This window comes from Streptococcus suis (genome assembly GCF_002960445.1).
GTDB lineage: Bacteria > Bacillota > Bacilli > Lactobacillales > Streptococcaceae > Streptococcus > Streptococcus hyiners.
Map to the genome: position 1 here is coordinate 147,279 of NZ_POJD01000142.1, position 24,903 is coordinate 172,181.

General features: G+C 41.5%; 26 protein-coding genes. 10 read left to right on the top strand and 16 right to left on the bottom strand.

Going from position 1 to position 24,903, the window contains the following annotated elements:
* Positions 1 to 37 precede the first annotated feature (37 nt).
* The 7 genes from C1G53_RS04550 (at position 38) to C1G53_RS04580 (ending at position 6,570) form a co-directional block, all read left to right on the top strand.
* Positions 38 to 790, top strand: a complete 753-nt coding sequence (locus tag C1G53_RS04550; protein ID WP_105117851.1) for an ABC transporter ATP-binding protein — start codon at positions 38 to 40, stop codon at positions 788 to 790.
* Positions 791 to 2,761 carry an FtsX-like permease family protein gene (locus C1G53_RS04555; RefSeq protein WP_105117852.1) on the top strand — a complete coding sequence of 657 codons (1,971 nt, stop codon included), beginning with the start codon at positions 791 to 793 and terminating at the stop codon, positions 2,759 to 2,761.
* A 92-nt stretch (positions 2,762 to 2,853) separates the two neighbouring features.
* Entirely contained in the window at positions 2,854 to 3,093 is a 240-nt protein-coding gene (gene relB, locus C1G53_RS04560) for a type II toxin-antitoxin system RelB family antitoxin (protein WP_105117853.1), read from the top strand.
* Entirely contained in the window at positions 3,083 to 3,340 is a 258-nt protein-coding gene (locus C1G53_RS04565; protein WP_105117854.1) for a type II toxin-antitoxin system RelE family toxin, read from the top strand. The genes relB and C1G53_RS04565 overlap by 11 nt, the downstream gene beginning before the upstream one ends.
* A gap of 41 nt (positions 3,341 to 3,381) precedes the next feature.
* Entirely contained in the window at positions 3,382 to 4,047 is a 666-nt protein-coding gene (locus tag C1G53_RS04570) for a response regulator transcription factor (protein WP_105117855.1), read from the top strand.
* Positions 4,044 to 4,985, top strand: a complete 942-nt coding sequence (locus C1G53_RS04575) for a sensor histidine kinase (RefSeq protein WP_105117856.1) — start codon at positions 4,044 to 4,046, stop codon at positions 4,983 to 4,985. Before C1G53_RS04570 ends, C1G53_RS04575 begins: the two co-directional genes overlap by 4 nt.
* 76 nt (positions 4,986 to 5,061) lie before the next feature.
* Entirely contained in the window at positions 5,062 to 6,570 is a 1,509-nt protein-coding gene (locus C1G53_RS04580) for a phosphomannomutase/phosphoglucomutase (protein ID WP_105117857.1), read from the top strand.
* A gap of 62 nt (positions 6,571 to 6,632) precedes the next feature.
* Here C1G53_RS04580 and xerS read toward each other — a convergent pair whose 3' ends face one another.
* From xerS to C1G53_RS04595, 3 genes are all read right to left on the bottom strand, one after another.
* On the bottom strand, positions 6,633 to 7,703 hold the full coding sequence (gene xerS, locus C1G53_RS04585; RefSeq protein ID WP_105117858.1) for a tyrosine recombinase XerS: 1,071 nt from the start codon (positions 7,701 to 7,703) through the stop codon (positions 6,633 to 6,635).
* A gap of 482 nt (positions 7,704 to 8,185) precedes the next feature.
* Complete coding sequence (locus tag C1G53_RS04590; protein WP_105117859.1) at positions 8,186 to 8,521, bottom strand: hypothetical protein; 336 nt, start codon at positions 8,519 to 8,521, stop codon at positions 8,186 to 8,188.
* The gene (locus C1G53_RS04595) at positions 8,518 to 9,558 is read right to left on the bottom strand and encodes a hypothetical protein (RefSeq protein ID WP_105117860.1); all 1,041 of its coding nucleotides are present in this window, start codon (positions 9,556 to 9,558) and stop codon (positions 8,518 to 8,520) included. Before C1G53_RS04595 ends, C1G53_RS04590 begins: the two co-directional genes overlap by 4 nt.
* 595 nt (positions 9,559 to 10,153) lie before the next feature.
* Here C1G53_RS04595 and C1G53_RS04600 point away from each other — a divergent pair.
* Positions 10,154 to 10,588 (top strand): GNAT family N-acetyltransferase, encoded by a 435-nt coding sequence (locus C1G53_RS04600; protein ID WP_105117861.1) that lies wholly within the window; start codon positions 10,154 to 10,156, stop codon positions 10,586 to 10,588.
* Between the two features lie 36 nt (positions 10,589 to 10,624).
* On the opposite strand, the gene C1G53_RS04605 is transcribed toward C1G53_RS04600, so the two are convergent.
* The 4 genes from C1G53_RS04605 to C1G53_RS04620 all read right to left on the bottom strand — a co-directional run bounded on the left by C1G53_RS04605 (position 10,625) and on the right by C1G53_RS04620 (position 14,219).
* Positions 10,625 to 11,290, bottom strand: a complete 666-nt coding sequence (locus tag C1G53_RS04605) for a SatD family protein (RefSeq protein WP_105118120.1) — start codon at positions 11,288 to 11,290, stop codon at positions 10,625 to 10,627.
* A gap of 193 nt (positions 11,291 to 11,483) precedes the next feature.
* Positions 11,484 to 13,058, bottom strand: coding sequence for a signal recognition particle protein (ffh, locus tag C1G53_RS04610; protein ID WP_105117862.1), 1,575 nt, complete (start codon positions 13,056 to 13,058; stop codon positions 11,484 to 11,486).
* A gap of 12 nt (positions 13,059 to 13,070) precedes the next feature.
* The gene (locus C1G53_RS04615; protein WP_105117033.1) at positions 13,071 to 13,403 is read right to left on the bottom strand and encodes a putative DNA-binding protein; all 333 of its coding nucleotides are present in this window, start codon (positions 13,401 to 13,403) and stop codon (positions 13,071 to 13,073) included.
* Positions 13,404 to 13,520: 117 nt separating this feature from the next.
* Positions 13,521 to 14,219, bottom strand: a complete 699-nt coding sequence (locus tag C1G53_RS04620; protein ID WP_105114737.1) for a GntR family transcriptional regulator — start codon at positions 14,217 to 14,219, stop codon at positions 13,521 to 13,523.
* Positions 14,220 to 14,492: 273 nt separating this feature from the next.
* Here C1G53_RS04620 and guaA point away from each other — a divergent pair, with 273 nt between their 5' ends.
* The gene (gene guaA, locus C1G53_RS04625; protein ID WP_105117032.1) at positions 14,493 to 16,043 is read left to right on the top strand and encodes a glutamine-hydrolyzing GMP synthase; all 1,551 of its coding nucleotides are present in this window, start codon (positions 14,493 to 14,495) and stop codon (positions 16,041 to 16,043) included.
* A gap of 342 nt (positions 16,044 to 16,385) precedes the next feature.
* Here guaA and C1G53_RS13070 read toward each other — a convergent pair whose 3' ends face one another.
* Positions 16,386 to 16,529, bottom strand: a complete 144-nt coding sequence (locus tag C1G53_RS13070; RefSeq protein ID WP_161941371.1) for a hypothetical protein — start codon at positions 16,527 to 16,529, stop codon at positions 16,386 to 16,388.
* Between the two features lie 21 nt (positions 16,530 to 16,550).
* On the opposite strand from C1G53_RS13070, the gene C1G53_RS04630 reads away from it, so the two are divergent.
* Positions 16,551 to 17,486: a hypothetical protein gene (locus tag C1G53_RS04630; protein ID WP_161941372.1), complete on the top strand. Its 936-nt coding sequence runs from the start codon at positions 16,551 to 16,553 to the stop codon at positions 17,484 to 17,486.
* 50 nt (positions 17,487 to 17,536) lie between these two features.
* On the opposite strand, the gene C1G53_RS04635 is transcribed toward C1G53_RS04630, so the two are convergent.
* From C1G53_RS04635 to prfA, 8 genes are all read right to left on the bottom strand, one after another.
* Positions 17,537 to 18,319: a DUF6287 domain-containing protein gene (locus tag C1G53_RS04635; protein WP_105117038.1), complete on the bottom strand. Its 783-nt coding sequence runs from the start codon at positions 18,317 to 18,319 to the stop codon at positions 17,537 to 17,539.
* A gap of 9 nt (positions 18,320 to 18,328) precedes the next feature.
* Positions 18,329 to 19,084 (bottom strand): SDR family NAD(P)-dependent oxidoreductase, encoded by a 756-nt coding sequence (locus tag C1G53_RS04640; RefSeq protein ID WP_105117039.1) that lies wholly within the window; start codon positions 19,082 to 19,084, stop codon positions 18,329 to 18,331.
* Between the two features lie 85 nt (positions 19,085 to 19,169).
* The gene (locus C1G53_RS04645) at positions 19,170 to 19,769 is read right to left on the bottom strand and encodes a lysozyme family protein (protein ID WP_105117040.1); all 600 of its coding nucleotides are present in this window, start codon (positions 19,767 to 19,769) and stop codon (positions 19,170 to 19,172) included.
* Complete coding sequence (locus tag C1G53_RS04650) at positions 19,770 to 20,744, bottom strand: nucleoid-associated protein (RefSeq protein WP_105117041.1); 975 nt, start codon at positions 20,742 to 20,744, stop codon at positions 19,770 to 19,772. It abuts the gene before it with no gap.
* Complete coding sequence (gene glyA / locus C1G53_RS04655; RefSeq protein ID WP_105117042.1) at positions 20,744 to 22,003, bottom strand: serine hydroxymethyltransferase; 1,260 nt, start codon at positions 22,001 to 22,003, stop codon at positions 20,744 to 20,746. Before glyA ends, C1G53_RS04650 begins: the two co-directional genes overlap by 1 nt.
* Positions 22,004 to 22,123: 120 nt before the next feature.
* Positions 22,124 to 22,723 (bottom strand): L-threonylcarbamoyladenylate synthase, encoded by a 600-nt coding sequence (locus C1G53_RS04660; protein ID WP_161941374.1) that lies wholly within the window; start codon positions 22,721 to 22,723, stop codon positions 22,124 to 22,126.
* A complete protein-coding gene (gene prmC / locus C1G53_RS04665; RefSeq protein WP_105117043.1) occupies positions 22,710 to 23,543 on the bottom strand; it encodes a peptide chain release factor N(5)-glutamine methyltransferase in 834 nt (277 codons plus the stop codon). The genes C1G53_RS04660 and prmC overlap by 14 nt, the downstream gene beginning before the upstream one ends.
* Positions 23,543 to 24,622 (bottom strand): peptide chain release factor 1, encoded by a 1,080-nt coding sequence (gene prfA, locus C1G53_RS04670; protein WP_024400561.1) that lies wholly within the window; start codon positions 24,620 to 24,622, stop codon positions 23,543 to 23,545. Before prfA ends, prmC begins: the two co-directional genes overlap by 1 nt.
* Positions 24,623 to 24,903 lie beyond the last annotated feature (281 nt).

Below are 24,903 nucleotides of genomic sequence, written 5' to 3' on the forward strand. Positions count from 1 at the left end.
CAGTAAGAAGAAAAGTTAAAAACTATTAGGAGTTTGTATGTTATTAGAAATCAATCATTTAGAAAAAGTTTATCGAACACGCTTTTCAAAAGAGGAAACGCGTGCCTTACAAGATGTGGATTTTAAGGTAGATGAGGGCGAATTTATCGCGATTATGGGCGAAAGTGGCTCTGGAAAAACGACCTTACTCAATATTCTAGCAACCTTGGACAAGCCGACGAGGGGATCTGTTATCCTAAACAATCAAGACATCACCAGTATCAAGGAAAGCAAGCTGGCCGATTTCCGTTTGCGTAATCTGGGCTTTGTCTTCCAAGATTTTAATCTCTTGGACACCCTGTCCATCCAAGACAATATCTTTTTACCTCTGGTATTGGCACGTACCAGCCATGAGGAAATGGAAAAACGGTTGAAAGTTTTGGCGCCAAAACTGCGGATTCAAGATTTGCTGAAAAAACGTCCTTTTGAGCTGTCTGGGGGACAGAAGCAGCGCGTGGCCATTGCCCGTAGTTTGATTACCCAGCCGCAGATTGTCCTAGCAGATGAACCGACGGCTGCCCTAGATTATCGCAATTCGGAAGACTTGCTGAATTTGTTTGAAGCGATTAATCGTGACGGTCAAACCATTCTTATGGTAACTCACTCGGCCAATGCAGCCAGCCATGCCAAACGGGTTCTCTTTATCAAGGACGGTCGCATTTTCCATCAACTATACAAGGCAGGCAAGAGCAATCAAGACTTTGCCAAGGAAATTTCGCTCAATATGTCTGCACTTTTAGGGGGTGAGTAGATGTTTTACCTCAAACTTGCTGGGCAAAATATCCGAAAATCCATGGGTGTTTTTGCTCCCTTTGTTTTAGCTAGTCTTGTGCTATTTACTCTGATTTGTTCCATGTTCTTACTCATGCTCAGTCCAGTTATGGAGACCATGGGCTCTGGTGCCGTTTCTATCGGTCTTGGTGTTGTTGTTCTGACCATTTTCTCGGTCATTATGGAGATTTATAGTTTTAATTTCCTGATGAAACAACGGGCGAGGGAATTTGGTCTCTATAACATGCTGGGGATGAACAAGAAAAAAGTAGCCTTGATAGCCAGCCTAGAATTGATGATGATATTCTTACTGGTTGTGGTTCTTGGTTCTGTCTTAGCTGGTGTGTTCGCAAATGTTCTCTACTTGATTTTTGTCAATCTAACACATTATAGTGATTTGCATTTTGGAATAGCTCCTCTGGCATTTGCCATGACCGCCTTTCTCTTTGCAGGTATCTTCTTTATCTTGGAATTACTGGCTATTCGGACTATTGGCAAGACCAGTCCGCTGATTTTATTCCGAGCTAGTGAAAAAGGGGAGAAGGAGCCGCGTGGGAATTTCCTCTTGGCAGCACTCGGTGTACTTAGCCTAGGGGTTGGTTACTACCTATCACTTTCTTCTCAATCTGCAGGAGTTGGCGTCATCTATCGTTTCTTCATCGCTGTGCTCTTTGTCATCGCGGGGACCTACTTGTTCTACATCAGCTTTATGACTTGGTATTTGAAGGCTCGTCGGAAAAACAAACGCTATTTTTACACGCCAGAGCATTTCATTACCACGTCGCAGATGATTTTCCGTATGAAACAGCATGCAACTGGTTTGGCCAATATTACCCTCTTAGCAGTCATGGCCTTTGTGACCATTGCAACAACGACTTCACTTTATACTGGCATGTCAAGCATGACAAGTGGTCTTTATCCAAAGGAAACATCTATTACCTACAAAGTTGCGGATAGAAGTCAGGGTGAAAGTGCCTATCAGCAATCGGTGCTCAGCCATTTTCCAGAAAAAGCGGAAGATAGTCTGTCCTACCTGACCTACCAAGCTGGTCTGGTCTATGACGGTGGGAAGGAGATTGTCATTAGTCCAGAAACCATTGCCAATCCAGACTTTAGCAAAATAGCCTTTACCTACTTCGTCACCCAAGATGATTTCCGGAAGTTGGGCAATGACCTGCCAGAGCTGGCTGCCAATCAAGTTGCCTTTATCCGTCCAAGTGAAATGCCGTTGCTAGAGAAAGTCACTTTGGGAGATAGTACTTTCGAGAATGTAGTAAATCTTGATACAGCTATTTTCCCTGATATTACTAATACGCTCAATGCTGCCGTCATGGTGGTCAGTGATGATAGTGTCTTGGAAACCATTCGCAGTTACTATGAGTCAAATAATCCGCAAGGCTATCAGGTTAGTCTGGACTACCGTGTCTTTACTGATATGACCAATGAGGAAGTGGCCACTCTTGGTGAGCAGGCAGGCGATGCCTATAATATCAGTGATGCTAATGGAGAATCTTTAGGATACGTCATGCAGAAAACAGACTTTACCAATATGATCATGGGCTTCAGAGGTGGATTTCTCTTCACAGGCTTCTTGTTGGGTATTAGTTTCTTGCTAGGTGCTGCCTTGATTATTTACTACAAGCAGTACTCGGAAGGGCATGAAGACAAGAAATCCTACAAGATTCTACAAGAAGTGGGCATGAGTGCAGCAGCGGTCAAAAAGACCATTAACTCGCAAACACTTACGGTCTTCTTTATGCCACTAGCTATGGCGACCTTGCATTTCGTGATTTCTCTTGTTATGCTTAAGCAAATGCTATTGACCCTTGGTGTCACCTCTTCGCTTATGATTTATACCGTCAGCGGAATTACCCTACTGGCAGTCGCTCTGATTTACTTTGTCATTTACAAGTGGACTAGTCGCACCTATTACCGCATTATTGAACGGTAGAAGAAGTCTCGCCTTGTGCGAGATTTCTTGCATTTTCAGGGAAATGGTGTTACAATGGTAATACCAAAGGAATACTATAAGAGGTAAGAAAAATGGCAGCTATCACATTGAAAGTTTCTGAGCAGGACAAGCTCTTTATGCAGGCTATGGCAAAGTTTGAAGGTGTCAGCTTGTCAGAACTCATTCGGACTAAAACCCTTGAAGCCCTTGAAGACGAATACGATGCGCGTGTGGCTGACATTGCACTTGCAGAATATGAGGCTGACTTGGCAAAAGGAATTGAGCCGATAACACTAGAACAAATGGCTGAGGAGTTGGGCGTTGAGTTATAAGGTTATTTTGTCCGCTAAGGCTCAAAAGCAAATTCGAAAGTTGGATAAAACTGCTGCAAGTTTGATTTTGCGGTATCTTTATAAGCATATTGATGGGTGTGACAACCCCAGACAATACGGAAAAGCCTTGACTACCAATCGTTCTGGCCAATGGCGGTACCGTATCGGTAACTACAGGGTTATCGTCAGCATTGAAGATGACAAAGTGACAGTTACAAGTCTAAAAATGAGAAATGGAAGTATATAGAAAGCCAAGACCTGTGTCCTGGCTTTTGCAGAATGAAGAAGATGAAAAAAGAGAAGATTTATATTGTTGAAGATGATGAGATGATTGTCCAACTCTTGAAGCAACACTTGGGAAAATCTTATCAAGTGGAAAGTGTGCAGAATTTCCGGGCTGTCAGTCAGGAGGTTGCAGAACTCAAACCAGACTTGGTGCTGATGGACATTAGCCTACCCTATTACAACGGTTTTTACTGGACGACAGAAATCCGTAAAACCATGACCATGCCCATTATCTTTATCTCCTCTAGCGATGATGAGATGAATGCGGTTATGGCTATGAACATGGGTGGTGATGATTTTGTGTCTAAGCCGTTTTCTCTGGGGATTTTGGATGCCAAAATCGGTGCCTTTCTGCGTCGGGTTAATCAATTCAGCAAATCAACCGATTTGTCAATTGACCAGTTTCAACTTAGTTTAGACGGGCGATTTTCAAACGAATCGGAACAGGTTCAATTGTCACCTACGGAAACCAAGATTTTGTCCGCCTTGCTAGAAAGACAAGGGCAGATTGTCAGCAAGGAAGAACTCTTGGAAAAACTCTGGGAAAATGAAGAATTTATCGACCAGAACACTCTTAATGTCAATATGACCCGCCTGCGAAAGAAAGTCAATGAATTGGGCTTTAACCGCATTCATACGGTGCGGGGTGTGGGGTACTTGATCAAATGATAGTAAGATTTATCCGAGAATACCGTAGTTTTTATTTCTCCTACATTGTTCTGGCTGGCAGTTTTATCTTGCTCTTCTATCTTTACCAACTACCCTCCGAATTCCTGCAAAACGCTCTGCTATTGTCCCTAACGCTCATCATCCTACTGACAGTGGGGCTTTTCTGGAAGTTTCGCAATCGCATGAGAGCCTTGGAAGACTATGTTCATGAAGAAGCTTTGCCCCTGCTCAATAAGCCTGTGGACCTTGCCTATCTCAACTTGATTGAAGCGGAGAAGGAGGCGACCCGGGAGCAGCTTTTGGTCTATAAGTCACGAGAAGAAGACCTGCAAGCTATGGTCAAAATGTGGTCCCATCAGATGAAAGTGCCGCTGGCTGCCCTGTCTTTGATGAGCCAGACTGACAATCTCAATCAGAAAGAAGTCGATCACCAGCTTTTGCGCTTGGATAATTACATGGCAAATCTCCTCAACTACCTCAAACTGACCAACCATGCTAGCGATTTTCGCTTTGAGCAGGTGGAAGTGAGAGAAGTAGTGGTCGATTTGGTCAAAAAATACCGCAATCAGTTCTTGCAAAAAGAGATTTCGGTGACCATTGATGGAAATTGGCTACTGAAAACCGATAAGAAATGGCTCAGTTTTGCCCTGTCACAGATAATCGACAATGCCCTCAAGTACAATAAGACTGGTGGTAAGGTAGCTATTGAATTGAATGAGGGAATTTCCATTTCCGATACGGGAATTGGCATTTTGGCAGAAGACATTCCACGCCTGTTTGATGAGGGATTTACAGGTTTTAATGGGCGTGAACATCAAAAAGCGACAGGTTTTGGGCTTTATTTGACAAAGCGTGTTTTAAGTCAATTAGATTTAGGCATTAAAGTGGAAAGCCGAGTAGACGTCGGCACCACTGTAACCATCACCAAAGTACAGTAGAAGCTGTACTTTTTCCTTTTGAAAGCGCTTTGATTTTGTGATATACTGAAGCTACTAGATAAATCAGGAGGTTACTATGTCACATCATCATGTTTTGCAAAACGGATCGGATATTCGTGGAATTGCCATCGCTACAGACGAATATGCTGTCAATCTCACTCCACAGGCTACCAAGGAAGTGGTTCGCGGACTTATTCATTGGCTAACTCAGAAGCCTGAACTTGCTCAAGCCTATCAAAAAGGACAACTCAAGATTGGTATCGGTCGAGATAGTCGTCTCAGCGGTCCAGACCTGGTTGCCGCCTTTACAGAAGAAGCGGTGCGTTTGGGCGTTCAGCTGTTCGACTTCGGCATGGCCACTACGCCAGCCCTCTTCATGAGCACCCAGTATCCGCAGTTCAAGTGCCCCGCTGGTGTCATGATCACTGCCAGCCACCTGCCCTATTACTTCAACGGCATTAAGATTTTTTCGGAAAATGGCGGAGCAGAGCATGAAGATATTGACTTCATCCTCGCACACAGTGAAGACTTGCCAGCTTCTTCCCTTGGAAGTGTGACCCAAGCAGACTTGATTACGCCTTATGCCCAAGACTTAGTTGGCAAAATTCGTACCGCTTGTGGCGGACAAGAAAAACCACTTGCCAATCTCAACATAATCGTTGATGCTGGAAATGGTGCAGGCGGATTTTTTGCTGAGAAAGTTTTGGCAGAGCTAGGAGCAGACACTACAGGCTCACAATTCCTAGACCCCGACGGCACTTTCCCAAATCACGTTCCAAACCCAGATAACAAGGAAGCGATGGAAAGCATTCGTCAGGCTGTCTTGAAGCAAGGTGCAGATCTTGGTATTATCTTTGATACCGACGTTGACCGTGCCGCCCTGGTTACCAAGTCAGGTCAAATTCTCAATCGTAACAACCTGATTGCCGTTCTCAGCCAGATTACCCTGGCAGAACATCCAGGAACCAGTATTGTGACCAACTCTCCAACCTCTGAACACCTGAAAGTCTTTATCGAAAGCTTGGGTGGCAAACAAATTCGCTATATTTCAGGCTACCGTAATGTCATTAACCGTGCTATTTCAGCAAACCAAGAGGGAGTTGATTGCCAGTTGGCTATCGAAACCTCTGGACATGCTGCCTTTAAGGAAAATTACTTCCTCGATGACGGGACCTATGTGGCGGCTAAGATTCTCATGCTCTTACCAAAACTGCAAGCGGAAGGCAAGTCCTTGGACGACTTGATTGCCCAGCTTAAACAACCGCTGGAAACCCAAGAAGTACGGTTCAAACTAGAAGCGGCAGATTATCGAGCACTTGGTGAACAGGTGATTGCTGACCTCCGCCAAACCAGCCTCGAAGGCTTTGCTTTTAACCCAGAAAACGAAGAAGGAGTGCGGTTTGACCTGACTGCTCCTTATGGTGATGGCTGGCTCTTGCTCCGTATGAGCCTACATGAACCCCTCTTGGTCTTGCAGGTGGAAAACGACCAGACAGGCCATATTCCAGCTGTTTTACGAACCCTCTCAGCCTTTTTGGACCAGTACCCAGCTGTCAATCAGGAAAAGTTGAAAGAATTGCTATAATTGAAAACACGAGTAAGTTTGAGCTTACTCGTGTTGTTTTGCATAATTAATATTACGTAAATTTATAATTTATCCAGAGCATTTTTTTGCTCATCGTTAACGATATGGGTGTAGAGATCGGTGACCTGGGTATTGGCATGACCCAGCTGGTGACTGACCAGAACTTGCGACTTGGTGGCGTCGTAGAGACGAGTTGCCAATGTGTGACGGAGTTTGTGGGGTGTGACACGTATCTTGAAGTCCGCAGAATACTTAGCAACCATTTTCTCAATGGAAGAAGCGTCGATGCGGTTAGGCAGACCACGGTACTCAGACAGGAAGAAGGCCGTATCCGTTTTCTCAGCCTTGTAGCGTTGCTGACGGATGCTCATGTAGGCTTCTAAGTAAGGCTTAGCAAATCCTGCCACATTGACCGAGTCCCGCTTGCCACCTTTACGGGTCACCTCGATGATCATCATCTTGAGGTTGACATCACGGAGGTCCAGATTGACCGCCTCAGACAGACGAACGCCAGATGCCAAGAGAAGCGCCAAAATCGCCAAGTCGCGTTCCTTGTTTTTTTGGAAGGAGGAGAGGGCACGTTTGGAGAGATTGACCTGGTATTCCTTGTCCACATAGTCCAAAAACTCCATGGTTTCATCGCCCAAAAAGAGCTTCTGCTTGATGTTCTCCGCCCGAGCCGCCAAGGTTTCCTTCTTCTTCTTGGTGGATACCTTCTTCATGACATTGCGGTAGAAGTAGGGCTCACCCTGATCATTTTCCACTTCTTCGGTTAAATACTTGAAGAGACTAGAAAGTGCCGATAGGGTACGGTTAATGGTGGTCTGCGACACACCATTCTGTGTGGTATTGGCATTCAGCAAGGGACGCTCCCGCAGATAAAGAATAAAGGCTTCCATATCTTTTTTGGTCAGATGTTCCAGAATATCCAATGGAATGTCAGCAATCCGTTCCACAGATACCAAATCCGAATCCTGTAACCACTCAAAAAAACGACGGTATTCTTTCAAGTATTCATACAAGGTTGTAAAACTATAAGGCACCGCCAACTTGGACTGATAATATTCCAAAACGTACCAAGGCATGATTTCTTTTAGCTGATCAATTTTTTCCAATAATAACTCGCGTCTCATCATTTTCTCCTGATTTTAGCTATATGAGTAGTATAGCATAATCTTATACAAGTTTCAAGAAAATTATAGTTTTTCGGAAAGATGTATGTGAGCATAGTTATAAGAATAACCAAAAAAAATTTTTTAGGAAAAATCAGCTAAAAATGTACTTAATTCAAGGCTAAACTGGAAATTATAGATACCCTCATTTTTCCATAAAAATGTACTTTATTAACTAGAAAACTGGAAATTTTTTCAAAAGTACATTTTTCTAGTTAATTTGATACCTAAAACTATGTTTTCGGACATTGAGATACCTCCATTTTTTATATAAATTTAAAACAAATCTATACTTTAGACCTGTTTTATTATTTTTTAAATTGAACAAAATGAGCTCGTTTTCCCCAAATTTCAAGTTGAAATTAGCCACCCATAGGAAATTCACTCGATACCCTCCCATTATACCAAAAAAATCCAGGCAAGGTAATCTTGTCTGGATTGGTTTATGGCAACATCTGATAGGATGAGCTCTTAGTTATATCTCTTTTTCTTAATTCCTTTCCGTTCACCAGACTTTCCTCGATGGAATTGGCAATCGACTGGTCTGCTTGACGAAAGGCTTCTGCCACCGTGTTCAAGTAGTTATCCAGCTGCTCAACTGTCGAAACAATCTCTTGACTCACTGACTTAAGCTGACTAGTAGTGGAAGCTACCTTTTCTTTCGAAGCATCATCAGAGTCGAAAAAGTCTGCGCTATCTGCGATCATCCCAGACATATCCACATAGCTGGCTTCGATGCTTGTAAGCTGTTCGGGGTTAATTCTCTTTTGACTACTCATTCTGAAACCTCCTCAGTTTGTTTGAAATAGCGAAGAAAGTCTTCACGACTATTGACTTCATGTGCTTGACCGTCAATGGAGTACTCTACAGGAATAGTCACCCCTTGATAAAGATCTTCTGGCTGGGGATAAAAGAGTTCCAAATTATCCAAAATGGTCGCAATAGACTCGGAATCCTCCAATAGATAGATAGACTCTTTCTCGAGCAGGGCTTGATAGATTTCTGACTCCGTCTGTGCCAAGACCGACCGATCTATGGTACTTGTCTCCGGAATCACAATCTCACCCTCTTCATTGGTAGTCAAGCTAATAGTATTGTCCAGACCGTAAATTGCAATACCTTGGGAATTCAAATTGGTTTCTAGAACAGTGCTTAAGCCCCAGATATCAACAGGAAATTCTGTTGGTTCTTCCACATTCTCAAAAACCTCCCCTGTTTTAATATCTAAATAAACTGATCGTTTGGATTCACGGCCTTCCCCCACCTTACGGATAACTAGTCGGAGAACTATCTGATTGCCTAGCTGAGATATTTTTCGCCCTCTACTATCATAAATATAGTCTTTATCAAAGTTCTGGATCGCTTGATGGATATCAATCTCTTTTTGACGAATATCACCCTCTTCAGAAGTGTATACGATAAGTTTAAGATACTCTCCATCCTCCAGTTGATGCCTATCAAACGCTACTTCTCCCAAAAATCCTTGTTTCACAGAGCTCGATTCAGGAATCTCTTTCAAGCGAAAAGAAAGATAGGTGATATAGCCATTCAATGATTCAGGCCATTCTTCTTGATTGACATAGGGAGAGTATGCCAGACGTTTGTCAACTTCTTCCTTGGGAGTAGCTTCCCAGGTGATGAGGGCTGATGAACGCCCTTTCAAAAACTGGTAATCCTCTATGTAACTATCCCAGCTGGTATAGTCATAGTCCTTATTTATCTTACTGTCCTTGTAGAAATAGTAGCCCAGTCCAGAGACTAGGATAAAAACAGCACCCATGACGAGTAGAATAAGTTGTCGCTTACTAATTCTCATCCTACTGACCTCCTTCCTCCTCAAGAATATCGTACTTATTCTCAAGATAGTCCAATATTTGTTATCCTTATTTCTATAAAATTATACCATTTGTTAATAACAAAATACAATATATGATAAAAATTTGTGTAGAGAATTTACCAATTAGAGGAAACATCAAAATATATTGGAGATTTTAATAAATAATAACTGAGGGTGGATGAAATACCACTTATTTCACGCTATGTTGGTATGTCTTCAAATACCTACTATCTCATAGAAAAAAATAGCATTACCCCAAAAAAATCCTTTATAATAATATAATGCGACCGAAAAAAATGTACTTTTGAAAGTGCAGAACTTTATCAAATTGTGGATGATAAATGTACTTTTCAAAAGAGATATCAAGAATAAGATAAACTAATCATTATGTACAATAAATAACCCTATTCAAAAGTACAAAATAAAAATAAAGTACATTTTTCAATCAATGTACTTTATGCTTCTATCCCAGTATTATCAAGGGTTTAGACCATGTTAGGTCAATTGTTCATAAATTTTTGGTTTTCAACAACCCGCATATGCTATAATACAAACAAATACGAAAGGATGTTTTATGCTAGATTTTGTTCCTGTCAGTCCTGATAATTGGCGAGTTCCGTTATCTGTTTCTCCTGACCAAGCGGAGTTTGTCGCCGACAAGGTAACAACCTTGGCACGTGCCTTTACTTATCGAATGTTTGATAGTCAGGCTTATTTGATTTACCAGCAAGATTGTCCGATTGGCTTGATTTTATACCATGATTTTCCTGAACGACAAGCCTATCTCATCTCTGAATTCTTTATTGATACGAATTTCCAGCGACAAGGTTTGGGTCGTCAGGCTATGACACAGTTGCTGGAAAAATTCCGCTCAGAAAGAAAATTTTCAGCTATTCAGCTCTGTATTTTATCTCAAAACACCCCAGCCAAAGCCTTGTATGAATCTCTGGGCTTTGTTGAAACTGGCGAATACGATGAAGACGAGATTGTATTGCGACTAGAATTCTAAAAAAAAATTTACACAATATAAATTATGTAAACATAATTAGCTTCTTTGACTGAGCTGCAGGATTAAATCCATAGCTGTTTTTCGATTTCGGAAATAAAGTTTTATTCCACTCGATTTTAAGCGTTTGGTAAAGGCGCTTTGGCTCAGTTTCATCTTCTCGGCAATTGGCTTTTGCTTAAATTCTTCCTGATAGATTTTATTGCTGATTAAGAATTCAAACAAGTCTGTTTGTGAACTATTCCAAGTAGCTTTGATAAAATCACTTGAAGTAAGTAAAGGATTGATAACACGGTCGATTTGCTTGTATTCAGAAGAAAAAACAACTAGGCTACTACCATAATCATCCTTATCTTGAATGACCTTTATCGCTTTCTGCGCTTCCCAATAAGCAGGTCCATCCACTCCAATGCTTTGTTTGGGGTCGATGGCTGTTAAAATTTCCCCCAGGCCAATACCAAATTTAATTTCTAGCTGATCACGAAAGGCCAGTTGAATTTGGTCAATCATCAAAAAAATATACGGGCTAGGCTTGCATAGAGCTTGAAACTCATCTCCCTTTGTAAGGGTAAATGGCGATGCCAAATTCTGGGAAAAAGAATAATTGATACTATTCAGCTGCTGTTTTAGACCTTCTATAGTGTTTGAACGCTGAGAAACCTGTTTTGAATGGATAATATTTCCTATTATTGCGATATAATTCATGACTTGTCCTTTGTTTATCATTATTTTCTATTTTAACGGACATCACGGAAAATGTCTAGTATGAGGGATTTTTTAAAACTTTCCTTTATAACGGAAATTTAGAATGCAAAATAGCGCTCTTTTCTACCATCCTACTCCTATTTTCTAGTGCTACAACTTAACCACTTCGAACAAAAAAAGTAAAAAGAAGAGATTATTTTCTCTTCTTTTTGGCTTTCTTGATTTTATTGGCTTGGCGTTTCATGGATTGTTTCATAGCAAACTCACCAATTTTACCTTTCAGACCGCCTCCAAACATTTGAGACATGTCTGGCATACCAGCCCCTCCCATTAGTTGGCTCATATCAGGCATTCCTGCACCGCCCATCATGTCTTCAAGAGCAGACATATCCATGCTGTTCATATTTGGCATATTTTTAGGAAGATTATTTGGGTTAATACCCATTTGCTTCATCATCTTGCTCATATCACCAGACATGACGCCTTGCATCATGGTTTTGGCTTGGTTGAAATCCTTGATAAATTTATTGACTTCGACAAAGCTATTTCCAGAACCGTTAGCAATACGACGACGACGGCTAGGTGTTAACAAGTCAGGATTTTCACGTTCTGCTGGTGTCATAGAGGATACAATTGCTCGTTTTCGTGCAATTTCTCGCTCGTCAACCTTTAAGTTGGCAAGGGCTGGGTTACCAGCCATACCTGGAATCATCTTCAGCAGGTCTTCCATTGGTCCCATATTTTGAACTTGGTCCAGCTGGTCGATGAAATCGTTGAAATCAAAGGTATTCTCTCGCATTTTCTCAGCGAGTTCCAGTGATTTCTTCTCATCGTATTCTTTGCTGGCTTTTTCAATCAAGGTCAGCATGTCACCCATACCTAAGATACGAGAAGACATACGGTCTGGGTGGAAGGTTTCGATGTCGGTGATTTTTTCACCAGTACCGGTGAATTTGATTGGCTGACCAGTAATGTAACGGACAGACAAGGCTGCACCACCACGTGTATCACCGTCAATCTTAGTCAAAATCACACCAGTAATAGCCAATTGTTCATTGAATTCACGCGCAACGTTGGCAGCTTCCTGACCAATCATGGCATCGACAACCAAGAGAATTTCATTTGGTTGAGCAAAGTCTTTGATTTCTCTCAATTCGGCCATAAGAGCTTGGTCAATCTGCAAACGACCGGCCGTATCAATCAAGACATAGTCATTATGATTGGCTTTGGCTTGCTCCAAACCTTGACGAACGATTTCCAGCGCAGGGACCTGATTGCCTAGCTCAAATACAGGTACATCAATTTGTTGACCAAGGGTCTTCAACTGGTCAATGGCAGCTGGACGGTAAATATCCGCAGCAATCAAGAGAGGACGAGCATTCTCTTCCTGCTTGAGTTTGTTGGCCAGCTTACCAGTAAAGGTTGTTTTACCCGCACCCTGTAAACCAGCCATCATGATGATGGTTGGAATTTTTGGTGACTTGATAATGTCAGACGTTTCGGACCCCAATACAGCTGTCAATTCTTCATCAACGATTTTGATAATTTGTTGAGCGGGGTTCAGGGTTTCAATGACTTCGTGACCAATGGCACGTTCACGTACTTTTTTAATGAAATCTTTTACAACTGGAAGAGCAACGTCGGCTTCTAGTAAGGCCAGACGGATTTCCTTGGTTGCTTCTTGGATATCACTCTCAGAAATTTTCCCCTTACGACGTAGGTTTTTAAAAACACTCTGCAATCGTTCTGTTAAGCTTTCAAAAGCCATATACTTCTCCTCTTACTCTCTATTATCAATGCTGGTTAAAATGGCGATTTGCTCCTTCAAATAAGCATCTTCTGGATACTTAGTGAGTATTTCATCGAAAATCTGACTACGCACTACATAGTCAGAATACATATGCAGCTTCATCTCATAATCTTCCAGCAATTTTTCTGTTCGTTTAATGTTATCATAGACCGCCTGACGGCTAACTTGAAATTCCTCAGCAATCTCAGCCAAGCTATAATCATCTGCATAATACAGCTCAATGTAGTTCATTTGCTTATCTGTCAGCAAGGCTGCATAGAATTCAAACAAGGCGTTCATTCGGTTGGTTTTTTCAATTTCCATAAGGTTTATTATATCAAAAATTCCGTCTTAAATAAATAGAAACATCTGCTTCCGTACCTAGAAAACAGATGTAGTTTACATAATTTATATTACGTCATACAATCGAGCATAGAGCTACTAATTATTCTCCAGATAAAACTCGAACCGTTCACCAACATACTGGCTATTGACATACTCAAAGGCTTGACCGTCTTCCAGATAAGAAACCTGTCTTAAAGCTAGAATAGCTTGATTTTTCGAAATTTCTAAATATTTGGCAACCTTCTCATTAGCCAATCTGGCAAAAATGGTTTGTTTACTTGTTCCGATCCGATAGCCATTATCAATAAGGGTTTTGAAGAAATGGTTGGTCACATCTTCCTTGGGAACGTTTTTAATCAAGCGTTCCGGAATGCTGGCTACCTCATATACAACAGGGACATTATCAGCATAGCGAACCCGCTCCATCCGAATAACGTATTCCCCCTTACCTAAAGCAAGCTGTTCAACTTCTTTCTCATTTGGTTTGGTACGAGTATAAGACAACAACTGACTGCTCGGCATTTTCCCTTGGAGTTGTACCAATTCAGTAAAAGAGGTTGTTCCACGCATCTTTTCTTGGACCCGAGTGCTTGCCACATAGGTTCCTGAACCCACCTTACGTTGAAGTACCCCTTCTTCGACCAGCAGGGTAATGCCCTGGCGCAAGGTCATACGCGAAACGCCAAACTCATCAGCCAAATCGCGTTCACTGGGTAAGCGTTGTCCAACTGCCCAAACTCCCTTGTCAATCTGTTCTTTTAATTTATCATGAATGGTAATATATGCTGCTTTCATCTGACTAGCCTTTCTTACTCCTAGTTTATCAAAATATCCGAAATTTGACCAATCTAGACCGATTTTTATCTGCAAAAACTTTCTAGACAAACAATCATCTGAATTTCCCTATAACAAAATCAGTAAAAAACAGAAAAAAACGAACGCTGTTTTTTCAAAAATCCGCCATAGTTTGCAAAACAGATATTTAACAAATATAGTTTGGAAAATGTTCGTTTTTATGATAAAATAAGTAACAGTATTTGAATTATTTTCAAAACGAAAGGGAAAAACATGACAAAACAAGATGTCCAAAAAATTATTGTATTGGATTATGGTAGCCAGTACAATCAGCTCATCTCACGTCGCATTCGTGAGTTTGGTGTCTTTTCTGAATTGAAAAATCACAAGATTACTGCTGAAGAAGTTCGTGCCATCAATCCGATTGGTATCGTTCTCTCTGGTGGTCCAAACTCTGTCTACGCTGAAAATGCCTTTGATATTGACCCAGAAATCTTTGAATTAGGAATTCCTGTCTTGGGAATTTGCTATGGTATGCAGTTGATTACGCATAAATTGGGTGGTAAGGTACTGCCTGCTGGCGAGGCTGGAAACCGTGAATATGGTCAATCAAACTTGCAATTGAAAGCTGAATCAGCCTTATTTACAAACACACCTGAAGAGCAATTGGTTCTGATGAGTCATGGTGATGCCGTAACGGAAATCCCAGAAGGTTTCCACTTGGTTGGTCTATCCGCTGACTGTCCTTTTGCTGCTATTGAAAACACTGAACGCCGTATCTACGGTATCCAGTTCCACCCAGAAGTTCGTCATTCGGTATATGGCAATGACATTTTGAAAAACTTTGCTTTTGGTATCTGTGGAGCTAAGGGCGACTGGACCATGGAAAACTTCATTGAAACTGAAATCGAAAAAATCCGCCAAACAGTTGGCGACAAGAAAGTCTTGCTTGGTTTGTCAGGCGGTGTAGATTCATCAGTTGTTGGTGTCCTTCTTCAACGTGCTATCGGCGATCAATTGACCTGTATCTTCGTTGACCACGGTCTTCTACGTAAGAATGAAGGCGATCAAGTTATGGAGATGTTGGGCGGCAAGTTCGGCCTCAATATCATTCGCGTTGATGCAGCTAAGCGTTTCTTAGACCTACTTGCTGGCGTATCTGACCCTGAAAAGAAACGTAAAATCATCGGTAATGAATTTGTTTACGTCTTCGACGATGAAGCGAGCAAGTTGACGGATGTTGAATTCCTAGCTCAAGGAACGCTTTATACTGATATCATCGAGTCTGGTACCGACACGGCTGAGACCATCAAATCTCACCACAACGTTGGCGGTCTTCCTGAAGATATGCAGTTTAAGTTGATTGAACCGCTCAACACTCTCTTCAAAGATGAGGTACGCGCTTTGGGTACTGCTCTTGGGATGCCTGAGGAAGTTGTATGGCGTCAGCCATTCCCAGGACCAGGTCTTGCTATTCGTGTCATGGGTGAAATCACAGAAGAAAAACTCCAAACTGTTCGTGAATCTGACGCTATCTTGCGTGAGGAAATTGCAAAAGCAGGTCTTGACCGCGATGTGTGGCAATATTTCACGGTAAATACTGGCGTTCGCTCCGTAGGTGTCATGGGTGACGGTCGGACCTACGACTACACAATCGCTATCCGTGCTATCACTTCTGTCGATGGAATGACTGCTGATTTCGCAAAACTACCATGGGAAGTCCTTCAGAAAATCTCAGTCCGCATCGTAAACGAAGTTGACCACGTTAACCGCATCGTCTATGATATCACAAGCAAACCACCAGCAACAGTTGAGTGGGAGTGATAGAGCCTGGGGATAGGCTCTATCAGCCAGTCCATCAAGACTGTTTTACTCGGCGCATGAAAACAAGAGAGCGTCGCTAGTCTGGGGATAGACTAATTTACCCAGCGCTATAGAAGAAAGAATAACTACAACCCGTAGAAAGCTAATTTCTACGGGTTTATTGTAACTAAATTTCCCCTATTTCTACTTGCTTCAATCATTATTATTTGAAACTATAGATACATAGAAAAAGGCAATTATTATACATTCGTACTGTATTTATTGTCCAATGTAATAGCTAGACCAGACTTTGTCGCCTATGATCATCTCTATCAAAACAATCTTAGCTTACGACTGATGAAGTCAGTCTTTGGCATTCTCTTGGTCTGCTACACGGTCAAAAATCCAGAAGAGTATGAAAAGAACAGATCCATGTTTGACCTGCAAATCTTTGAAGGGTTTGAACCCAATGCACTGAGCAAGAGTCAGAAATAATCTACTGTCCATCCCTACTCTCCTTTCGTTGGGATGGACTTTACAGCTTTTTTGTTTAACGAATTAAACTTTTGTCTGGATTTGAAATATTTTTTTTGCTATACTAATCATATGAAAACTATGACACTTGGAAAATTGCTCGCATTACCCCATTTTCATCATTTTTATAACCTGCCTATTAGTGAAAATTGGGAAGGTCCTGAAAATTATATAGTTGTTTTTGAACAGAATGGTCAAGCTGTATTTGTTGATTTGAATAGTGAAGTTGGTCACACTCACGAGGCACGTTTTGCTAGTCATTTTCATAAAGACAATCTTTTGGTTGGTTTGGGGGCTGTTCCTGTCAGCACCTGGCCTACTTGCCAAATCCTTACCATAGAGAAAAATAGCAATCAGAGGGGGATTGCCCTTGCTAACTTAGTTGAACATTACGGACACCTATCTGTTTTTAAGGAAATAGCAGAGCAGTATCGACTACGTGAACGTTCAACGATTTATGACCCCTACCGCTATTCCTATACCGTTGATGAGAAGAAAATTGACAAGACCAGTCAATTAAATCTGGTACCCCGTAAAGAATACGAAAAAATTAGAGATTTTCATCCATTTTTACAGACAAATAGAGGAAATGTCTATGCTGTACCTTGTTACTACAAGGACAATAAAAGAAATCGAGAAACAAAAATCTATATCATGGGCTGGTATTTTTACGAGAAACAGTTAAAAATATCCTGGAAACCATCTCATTCCAGAAAAAGTCGATGGCGTTCCTCAATAGTTTCGGTAGATAAGCTGTCTGAACGCTACTTTTTCCAAGGAGAACTTTATAAGAAAGGCTCCTTTCCCATTTTCTTGGATAATCTCATCATACAAAACAAAAGCTACCAAAAACGGTTAGACACAGAATTCGCCGCCTTCCTCAGTATCATAGAAAAACAAAAGCAAGAAGCCAAATTGCGCATAAAATAAGGCTGAGCCTAATGGGCCCAGCCTTATGATGCCAAGATATGTACCTATCCCTAGGGTTGATAGACAATCTGATAATTAGCATTGACAATCACACCATTTTGATAGACAGAATAGTGAGTGTTGTCATTGCCTTCTAAGACATTGTATGGAATGGTTTCCGTCCGTGTATAATTCCCTTCTATTACTCGCCAATTATTCTCGCCAAGAATAGAATTAGCATATTCGATGGTCTTTGGACCGCTTTCTAGTTGAATACCAGTTTCTGTATTCTTGAGAGGATCTATACCCTCGCTAGACGTATTGCTGACACGGTAAAAGGCATCTACATCCAGTTCTGCTGCTCCAACCTTTGTCAAAATGCGATCTCGTGTTGTATCCGTCGGATCACTTCCAGCTGAGTAAAGTGATTGGCTAAGTAAGGTATCTTTAGGCAACATCATCAAACTCACTTCACCGATATTATTATCAATGTAGCCCGTTTCAAAAATACCATCCGTAATTTTTCCTCGTCCCAACAAATTTTGGCTTTCATCAACCAATCCTTTTATATTAAAGACGAGAGTTTCTCCACTGCTATTTTGCCAGGTTCCAATAATGCTATCATAGTTTCCTTGCATTAAAGAATCAATATCCATAGATAATATTGCATCCATCTCTACTGAAGTAGAGGTTGTGTTATCACTACTAAAAGAACTTGAAGTGCTATTTTCACTACTAGTAGTAGTCGAACTTGTCGCTGAACTAGAACTTACTTGATTTTTATTTGGACTACAGGCAAAAAGAGTAGTCAGTGTCAGAATGCTTACTAAAATTAATGGGTAGTTCTTTTTCATATTGTTCTCCTATTCTCTATGAATGGTGAAGCCAGTGGCCTGCTTAGTAGCCATAATGGTCATATCTGAAATCTGAACGTGCTGAGGCTGATTGGCTACAAATAAGGTACAATTGGCAATATCTTCAGCTTGTAGGGCATCAATCCCTTGATAGACTCCTGCTGCCCTTCCCTTGTCACCATGGAAACGAACCTGACTAAAGTCAGTTTCAACAATACCAGGTTGCAGAGTTGTGACCTTGATATTTTTATCGATTGTATCAATCCGAATGCCATCTGACAGGACCTTAACAGCTGATTTTGTAGCAGCATAGACCGCTGCACCAGCATAGGCATAAATCCCAGCAGTAGAGCCAATATTGATAATATGTCCCTCATTATTTTCAACCATTTGAGGTAAAATCTGGCGTGTAACAGTTAATAAGCCCTTTATATTGGTATCTATCATGGTCATCATATCGGTTAAGTCATAGTCTTGAAATTTATCCAAGCCCAAGGCTAGACCTGCATTGTTCACCAAGATATGAACCTGCCCCACTTCTTGCAGTATCTTTTGACAAGAAGCAATAACTTGGTCGTTTTCTCTAACATCAAAAGAGTATACGTAAACCTGCACCCCGTATTTTTCTTCAATCTCACATTTTATTTCATTTAATTTATCTTTTCTGCGTCCAGTAATGATGACATTGTCACCATTCTTAGCGAAAGCGTAGGCGATGGCTTTCCCAATGCCACTGGTTGCACCAGTAACCATACAATTTCTCATATCGATCATTCCTCATTCTGTCTATACAATCATTATATCATTTTTTAGTAAGAAAATAAAAACAACCAAGAAATTTTCTCGATTGTTAAAAGATGTTCATCAAACGCATCAGGTGCATATTAAAGCGAACCTGTCTGGCGTAGTAAATATTTCCACCATTTACATAGAGTTTGCCACCGTGGAGGAGGGCAATTGGATGATAATAGGTATAGGTTTCTCCACTTGTATTTCCAAGACTAGGAGCTACTACTGTTTTTGAATATTCTTCAGCTAGAGCTAGGGTATGCTCGCCGCCGTTTTCAGCCACAAAATCAATATAAGCAGGTCCGAAATTGTAGGCTTGGACAGCAGTCCAGACCTCAACTCCTTTTTCCTCTGCTAAGCGTAAATTTTCTGATAAATAGACTATTCCTTGGCGGATACTTTCCTTACTATCTGTAATGGTATTTGTATAGCCTGTTGCAGATTCACTGGACTGCATAACATCTGCTTCTCTCCCCTTGGTTTCTGTGTAAATCATTGCCAAGACAAGTTCTTCATTGGCCCTGGTATCGTTCTCTGCTAGAACTTCTTGAACCATAGCCTGGTAGGTCATAACTTGCTTGACATCCTGATAGGTCTGGAAGGTTTTTACTAGTAGAAAAGCAAGGGCGATAAGGCTAATCGCTCTTATTAGTTTTTTCATTTATTTGCTCTTTATGTCTTCGATATTTTTGATTAGAATGGAATAAGTTCCATTATCATTTTGGATAAACTCTACAGATTCAGCGTCTTGATAGACGGCATTAGGAACAATCAACTCAATGCCATTTGAGAGCGAAAGTTTCTGGTTCTCAAACTTTTTCAGTTGACGACTGTTGTCAATCTCATCGAAGGAAATCTTATCTGGAATGACTTCTTTTAATTGATCAACAAAATTCAAACGAGCAGTTAGATTGTTATCAAAAAGCTGGTCTGCTAATTTTTCAGGAGATAGTTCATTGTCCTCTTCCAAATGATTGAAAATAGCAGACTTGACCTTGGACTGAAATTGGAAATCTCCTTGGTGAAAATTGTCCGCAATCTTTTGTGCGGTCTGTTCAACTGCTTTGATGGATTTCTTGGCAGAAATGGCTGGCGTGACCTGCAAGAGATTATCTGAAAAGTAATGAAGAAAGGCTCCATTATGCTTAATTCTCTTTTCAATCAAATAATACTTGCGTGTCTGTAGATTGATGATTAAGGCTTCATCTGGTGTAGAACCTGCTCCTGGTAGATTGTTTTGAGTGATTTTAAGAGGACTATCACTTTCTGAACCAACGTGGGCCAGGTTTTCACGCAGGGCAATTCTTAGAAAGGCGAAATGCTCCACACCATTTCTCTCAAACTCAATGAAGATTAAATCATTGGTCTTGAGATTTTCTGAAATGGAAAATTCTTCTTTCCAGAGGCCAGCAATCTTGACAGAATTGGTCAGTAAATCCTCTTTTAAGTAATCAAGAAAAGGACTATCTGGCTCAAACTGTCCGGTTTTGGCTTCATCAGAAAACACACGCTCGATTTTCTTGCGCAAGTATTCTTCAATTTTGGGGCTGACAGTCAAAAGCTGGTCGGCAAGGACCAGCTCTGTGTCATCAGGACTAAATTGATGTATAATAGCTTTTTTTACAAATATATCCATTATAAACCTTCGTAAAGCGGGAATTGATCTGTCAAAGTACGAACTTCTTGACGGACTTCTTCAAGAACTGCTTCGTTTTCAGCATTTTCAAGTGCTTTGATAGTCAATTGAGCAACCTTACGTGCTTCTTCTACCCCAAAACCACGGGCAGTAATGGCTGCAGAACCGATACGGATACCGCTGGTCTTAAATGGTGAGAGTTTTTCGTAAGGGATTGAGTTTTTATTGAGAGTAATATTTACTTCATCTAGGAGATGTTGAGCAACCTTTCCGTTTTCAACGACTTTGGTCACATCAACTAAGAAGAGATGGTTATCTGTTCCACCTGTGATGACCTTGAAATTAGGGTTGGCAAGGAAGACTTCTGCCATTGCCTTGCTGTTATCAATAATTTTCTGAGCGTAATCTTTAAAGGCTGGGTCTAAGACTTCTTTGAAGGACACAGCTTTCGCAGCGATAACATGCTCAAGCGGACCACCTTGGATACCAGGGAAGATAGCTGAGTTAATTTTCTTAATGAGCGCTTCATCATTGGTCAAAATCAAACCACCACGAGGTCCACGGAGGGTTTTGTGGGTTGTAGTCGTTGTGATATGAGCATGAGGAACTGGGTTTGGATGGAGGCCAGCTGCTACAAGACCAGCGATATGGGCCATATCCACCATCAATTTAGCACCAACTGCGTCTGCGATTTCACGGAATTTTGCAAAATCAATGGTACGAGCATAGGCTGAAGCACCTGCTACAATCAGTTTAGGCTGCACTTCTTTTGCCTGCTCTAAAATAGCATCATAGTCAAGCAAACCAGTTTCTTCGTCAACGTTGTAAGCCACAAAGTTATAGGTTTGTCCTGAGAAGCTTACTGCAGCACCGTGGGTTAAGTGACCACCGGCTGACAGGTCCATACCCATGACAGTGTCACCTGGCTCGATTAAGGCCATGTAAGCCGCGCAGTTGGCTTGGCTACCTGAGTGTGGCTGAACGTTAGCATACTGAGCACCAAAGATTTCTTTAGCACGTTCAATAGCAAGACTTTCGATGACGTCAACGCACTCTGTACCACCATAGTAACGACGACCTGGATAGCCTTCGGCATACTTGTTGGTTAAAATAGAACCTTGGGCAGCCATAACGGCTTTAGTCACTACGTTTTCAGAGGCAATCAATTCAATATTGTTTTGCTGGCGTGCTTCTTCTGCTTTAATAGCCTCCCAAACTTCTTTGTCGAATTCTTTGAAATCTACTTTGTCAAAAATCATTTACGGTACTCCTTTATAAGTGCTTGATAAAACAATAGTGCAGTTTGTCAGATTTATATCCCAAATGCTCGTAAAAACACTATGCTTACTTGCAGTTTCAGTATAATGCGACTAAATCAACTATTCAAATTCTATCTCAGGTACTTCTTTCATGATAGTTTCACGACTAATCGCTCCCTGGCGTAAAATTCGTGCTTTTGGTCCAGAAAGGTCCAAGATAGTAGAATCAATGCCCGTTAAGGCATTGTCATCAGCCACTCCTTCCAATTTTTCAGAGAATTGTGATAGAAGTTTGGTAAACTCTTTTCCACTTTCTCGCCCCGAAACGTTAGCAGAAGGTCCGATTAAGGGACCAGTTTCCCTAATCAACTGAAGGGTTTTTTCGTGATTTGGCAGACGAAATCCAACGGTATCCAGTCCAGAATTAACCCAAAAAGGAACGTTCTTGTTTGCTTTAAGGATAATCGTTAGCGGTCCTGGCATAAACCTATTATACAGTTTTTCCAGAAAAAAGGGTGGATTTTGACTGAAAAAATAGATATCGTTCAGATTTGAAACATTTAAGTTCATGGCCTTGTCCCTAGGACGTTGTTTCAACTGATAGACACGATTGACTGCATCTTCATTCAAGGCTTGGGCAAAGAGGCCATAGACAGTTTCAGTCGGCAAAACAACAGCCCCACCACTTTCGAGGATTGTTCGGAGTTTATCCAATGTCATCTGCCACAACCTTTCTATCCTGACCGAATTGGTCTTTTATAACGCGAACACGCTTTTCGGGAAAATGCAGGGACAGTAAGTCTGTTAAGGCCTGCCCTTGCTTGTAGCCAATTTCAAAGTAGAGTTTTCCATTTTCCTTCAAAAATGTCCCTGCCTGCTCCGCAATTTGTCGATAGATGGCCAGCCCATCTTCTTCTGCGAACAGGGCTAAATGTGGTTCCGATGTTAAAACATTGGCTCCAACTTCGTCCTTGTCGTCTGGTGAGATATAAGGTGGATTGGAAACAATGATATCAAATTGACCTGTCACAGCTTGCAAGACATCCGACTGTATGAATTGAACAGAAACCTGATTGCTTCTTGCATTTTCCTGAGCCACTGCCAAGGCATCTTCTGAAATATCTACTGCTACCACTTCCCAATCAGGTCTAGCTTTTGCAAGGGAAATTGCAATAGCACCGCTTCCTGTACCGATATCTAAGATACGCAAACCTGCTCTGCTATTTTCCTGCAAAATCAAATCGACCAATTCTTCCGTTTCTGGTCTTGGAATTAAAACCCGCTCGTCCACCGCAAACTTCAAGTCGTGAAAATCAGCCTTGCCGATAATGTACTGGGCAGGTCGGTGCTGGGAGAGTTGCTGAAAAATATGGTTTAGTAGCTCTTGGTCAGCTGGACTAACTTCCTGGCGGAGCAAGAGGAGAAATTCCGTAAAGTTCAGTCCTTTTAAGCCTCGAAAGGTGAAGGACAGGGACTCTGCCTCTTCACCTATTGCTACTAATTCTTCTTCGTATGCTGCAAATAATTGAGCGTAATTCATTATTTGTTAAGCTCTTCTAGTTTTTGCGTTTGATCGTAGAGTACAAGGGCATCGACAACTTCGTCCATCTTACCTGACAAGATGGTATCGAGCTTTTGCAAGGTCAAGCCGATACGATGGTCTGTCACACGGTTTTGCGGGAAGTTGTAAGTACGGATACGCTCTGAACGGTCACCAGTACCGATGGTAGATTTACGCTCTGCATCCTGCTCATCTTGGGCAATTTGGGCAAAGTGGTCAGCTACACGGGCACGGATAATCTTCATGGCCTTTTCACGGTTTTTCTGCTGAGTCCGTTCTTCCTGCATTTCCACCTTGATGTTGGTTGGCAAGTGAACGATACGTACGGCAGTCGCAACCTTGTTGACGTTCTGTCCACCAGCACCAGATGCGTGGTAGATATCAACACGGAGGTCTTTTGGATCGATGTCATATTCCACTTCTTCGACTTCTGGCATGATGAGGACAGTTGCTGTTGAGGTGTGGACACGACCTTGGCTTTCTGTCACAGGGACACGTTGGACACGGTGAGCTCCTGATTCATACTTGAGTTTTGAATAAACGGATTGGCCAGATACCATGGCAACCACTTCCTTGATACCACCAACACCGTTATATGAAGCCTCCATGACTTCAAAACGCCAGCCTTGACCTTCTGCATATTTTTGATACATGGTCAAAAGGTCACCAGCAAAGAGGGCAGCCTCGTCACCACCTGCAGCACCACGGATTTCCAAGATGATGTTTTTGTCATCGTTAGGGTCTTTTGGCAAGAGAAGGATTTTCAACTTTTCTTCGTAAGCCTCTTTATCAGCCTTAGCTTGTTTGAGTTCTTCCTTAGCCATTTCCTCCAAGTCAGCATCGCCAGAAGATTCTTTGATCATCTCTTCTGCATCGACAATGTTTTGAAGTACATTCTTATATTCACGGTAGGCTGTTACTGTATCACGAGTTGCCGCTTCTTCTTTGGACAACTCCATAAAACGCTTGGTATCGCTGACCACATCAGGGTCAGACAACAATTCACCAAGTTCCTCGTAGCGATCTTCCACCGCCTGTAATTGATCGTAGATGTTCATAAGATTAAGATATTAAGGGCGTTAAACGAACAAAGCAAAAATAGGAGTTTTGACGAAGGACGAAAGCGTCCTAGGAAAAACTATCATTTTTGCACAGTTCGTAGCCCGAATTCAGTTCCTTTCTAAATATTTGACCGAACACACTTCTAGTTAGCTTGTAGGGCGTGTGCAGTTCTATTAAGATACAAAGCCCGTTAAACAAGCACAGTCAAAATAGGAATTTTGACCAAGTGTTACAAACACTTGGAGAAATTATCTTTTTGACACAGCTTGTAGGGCGT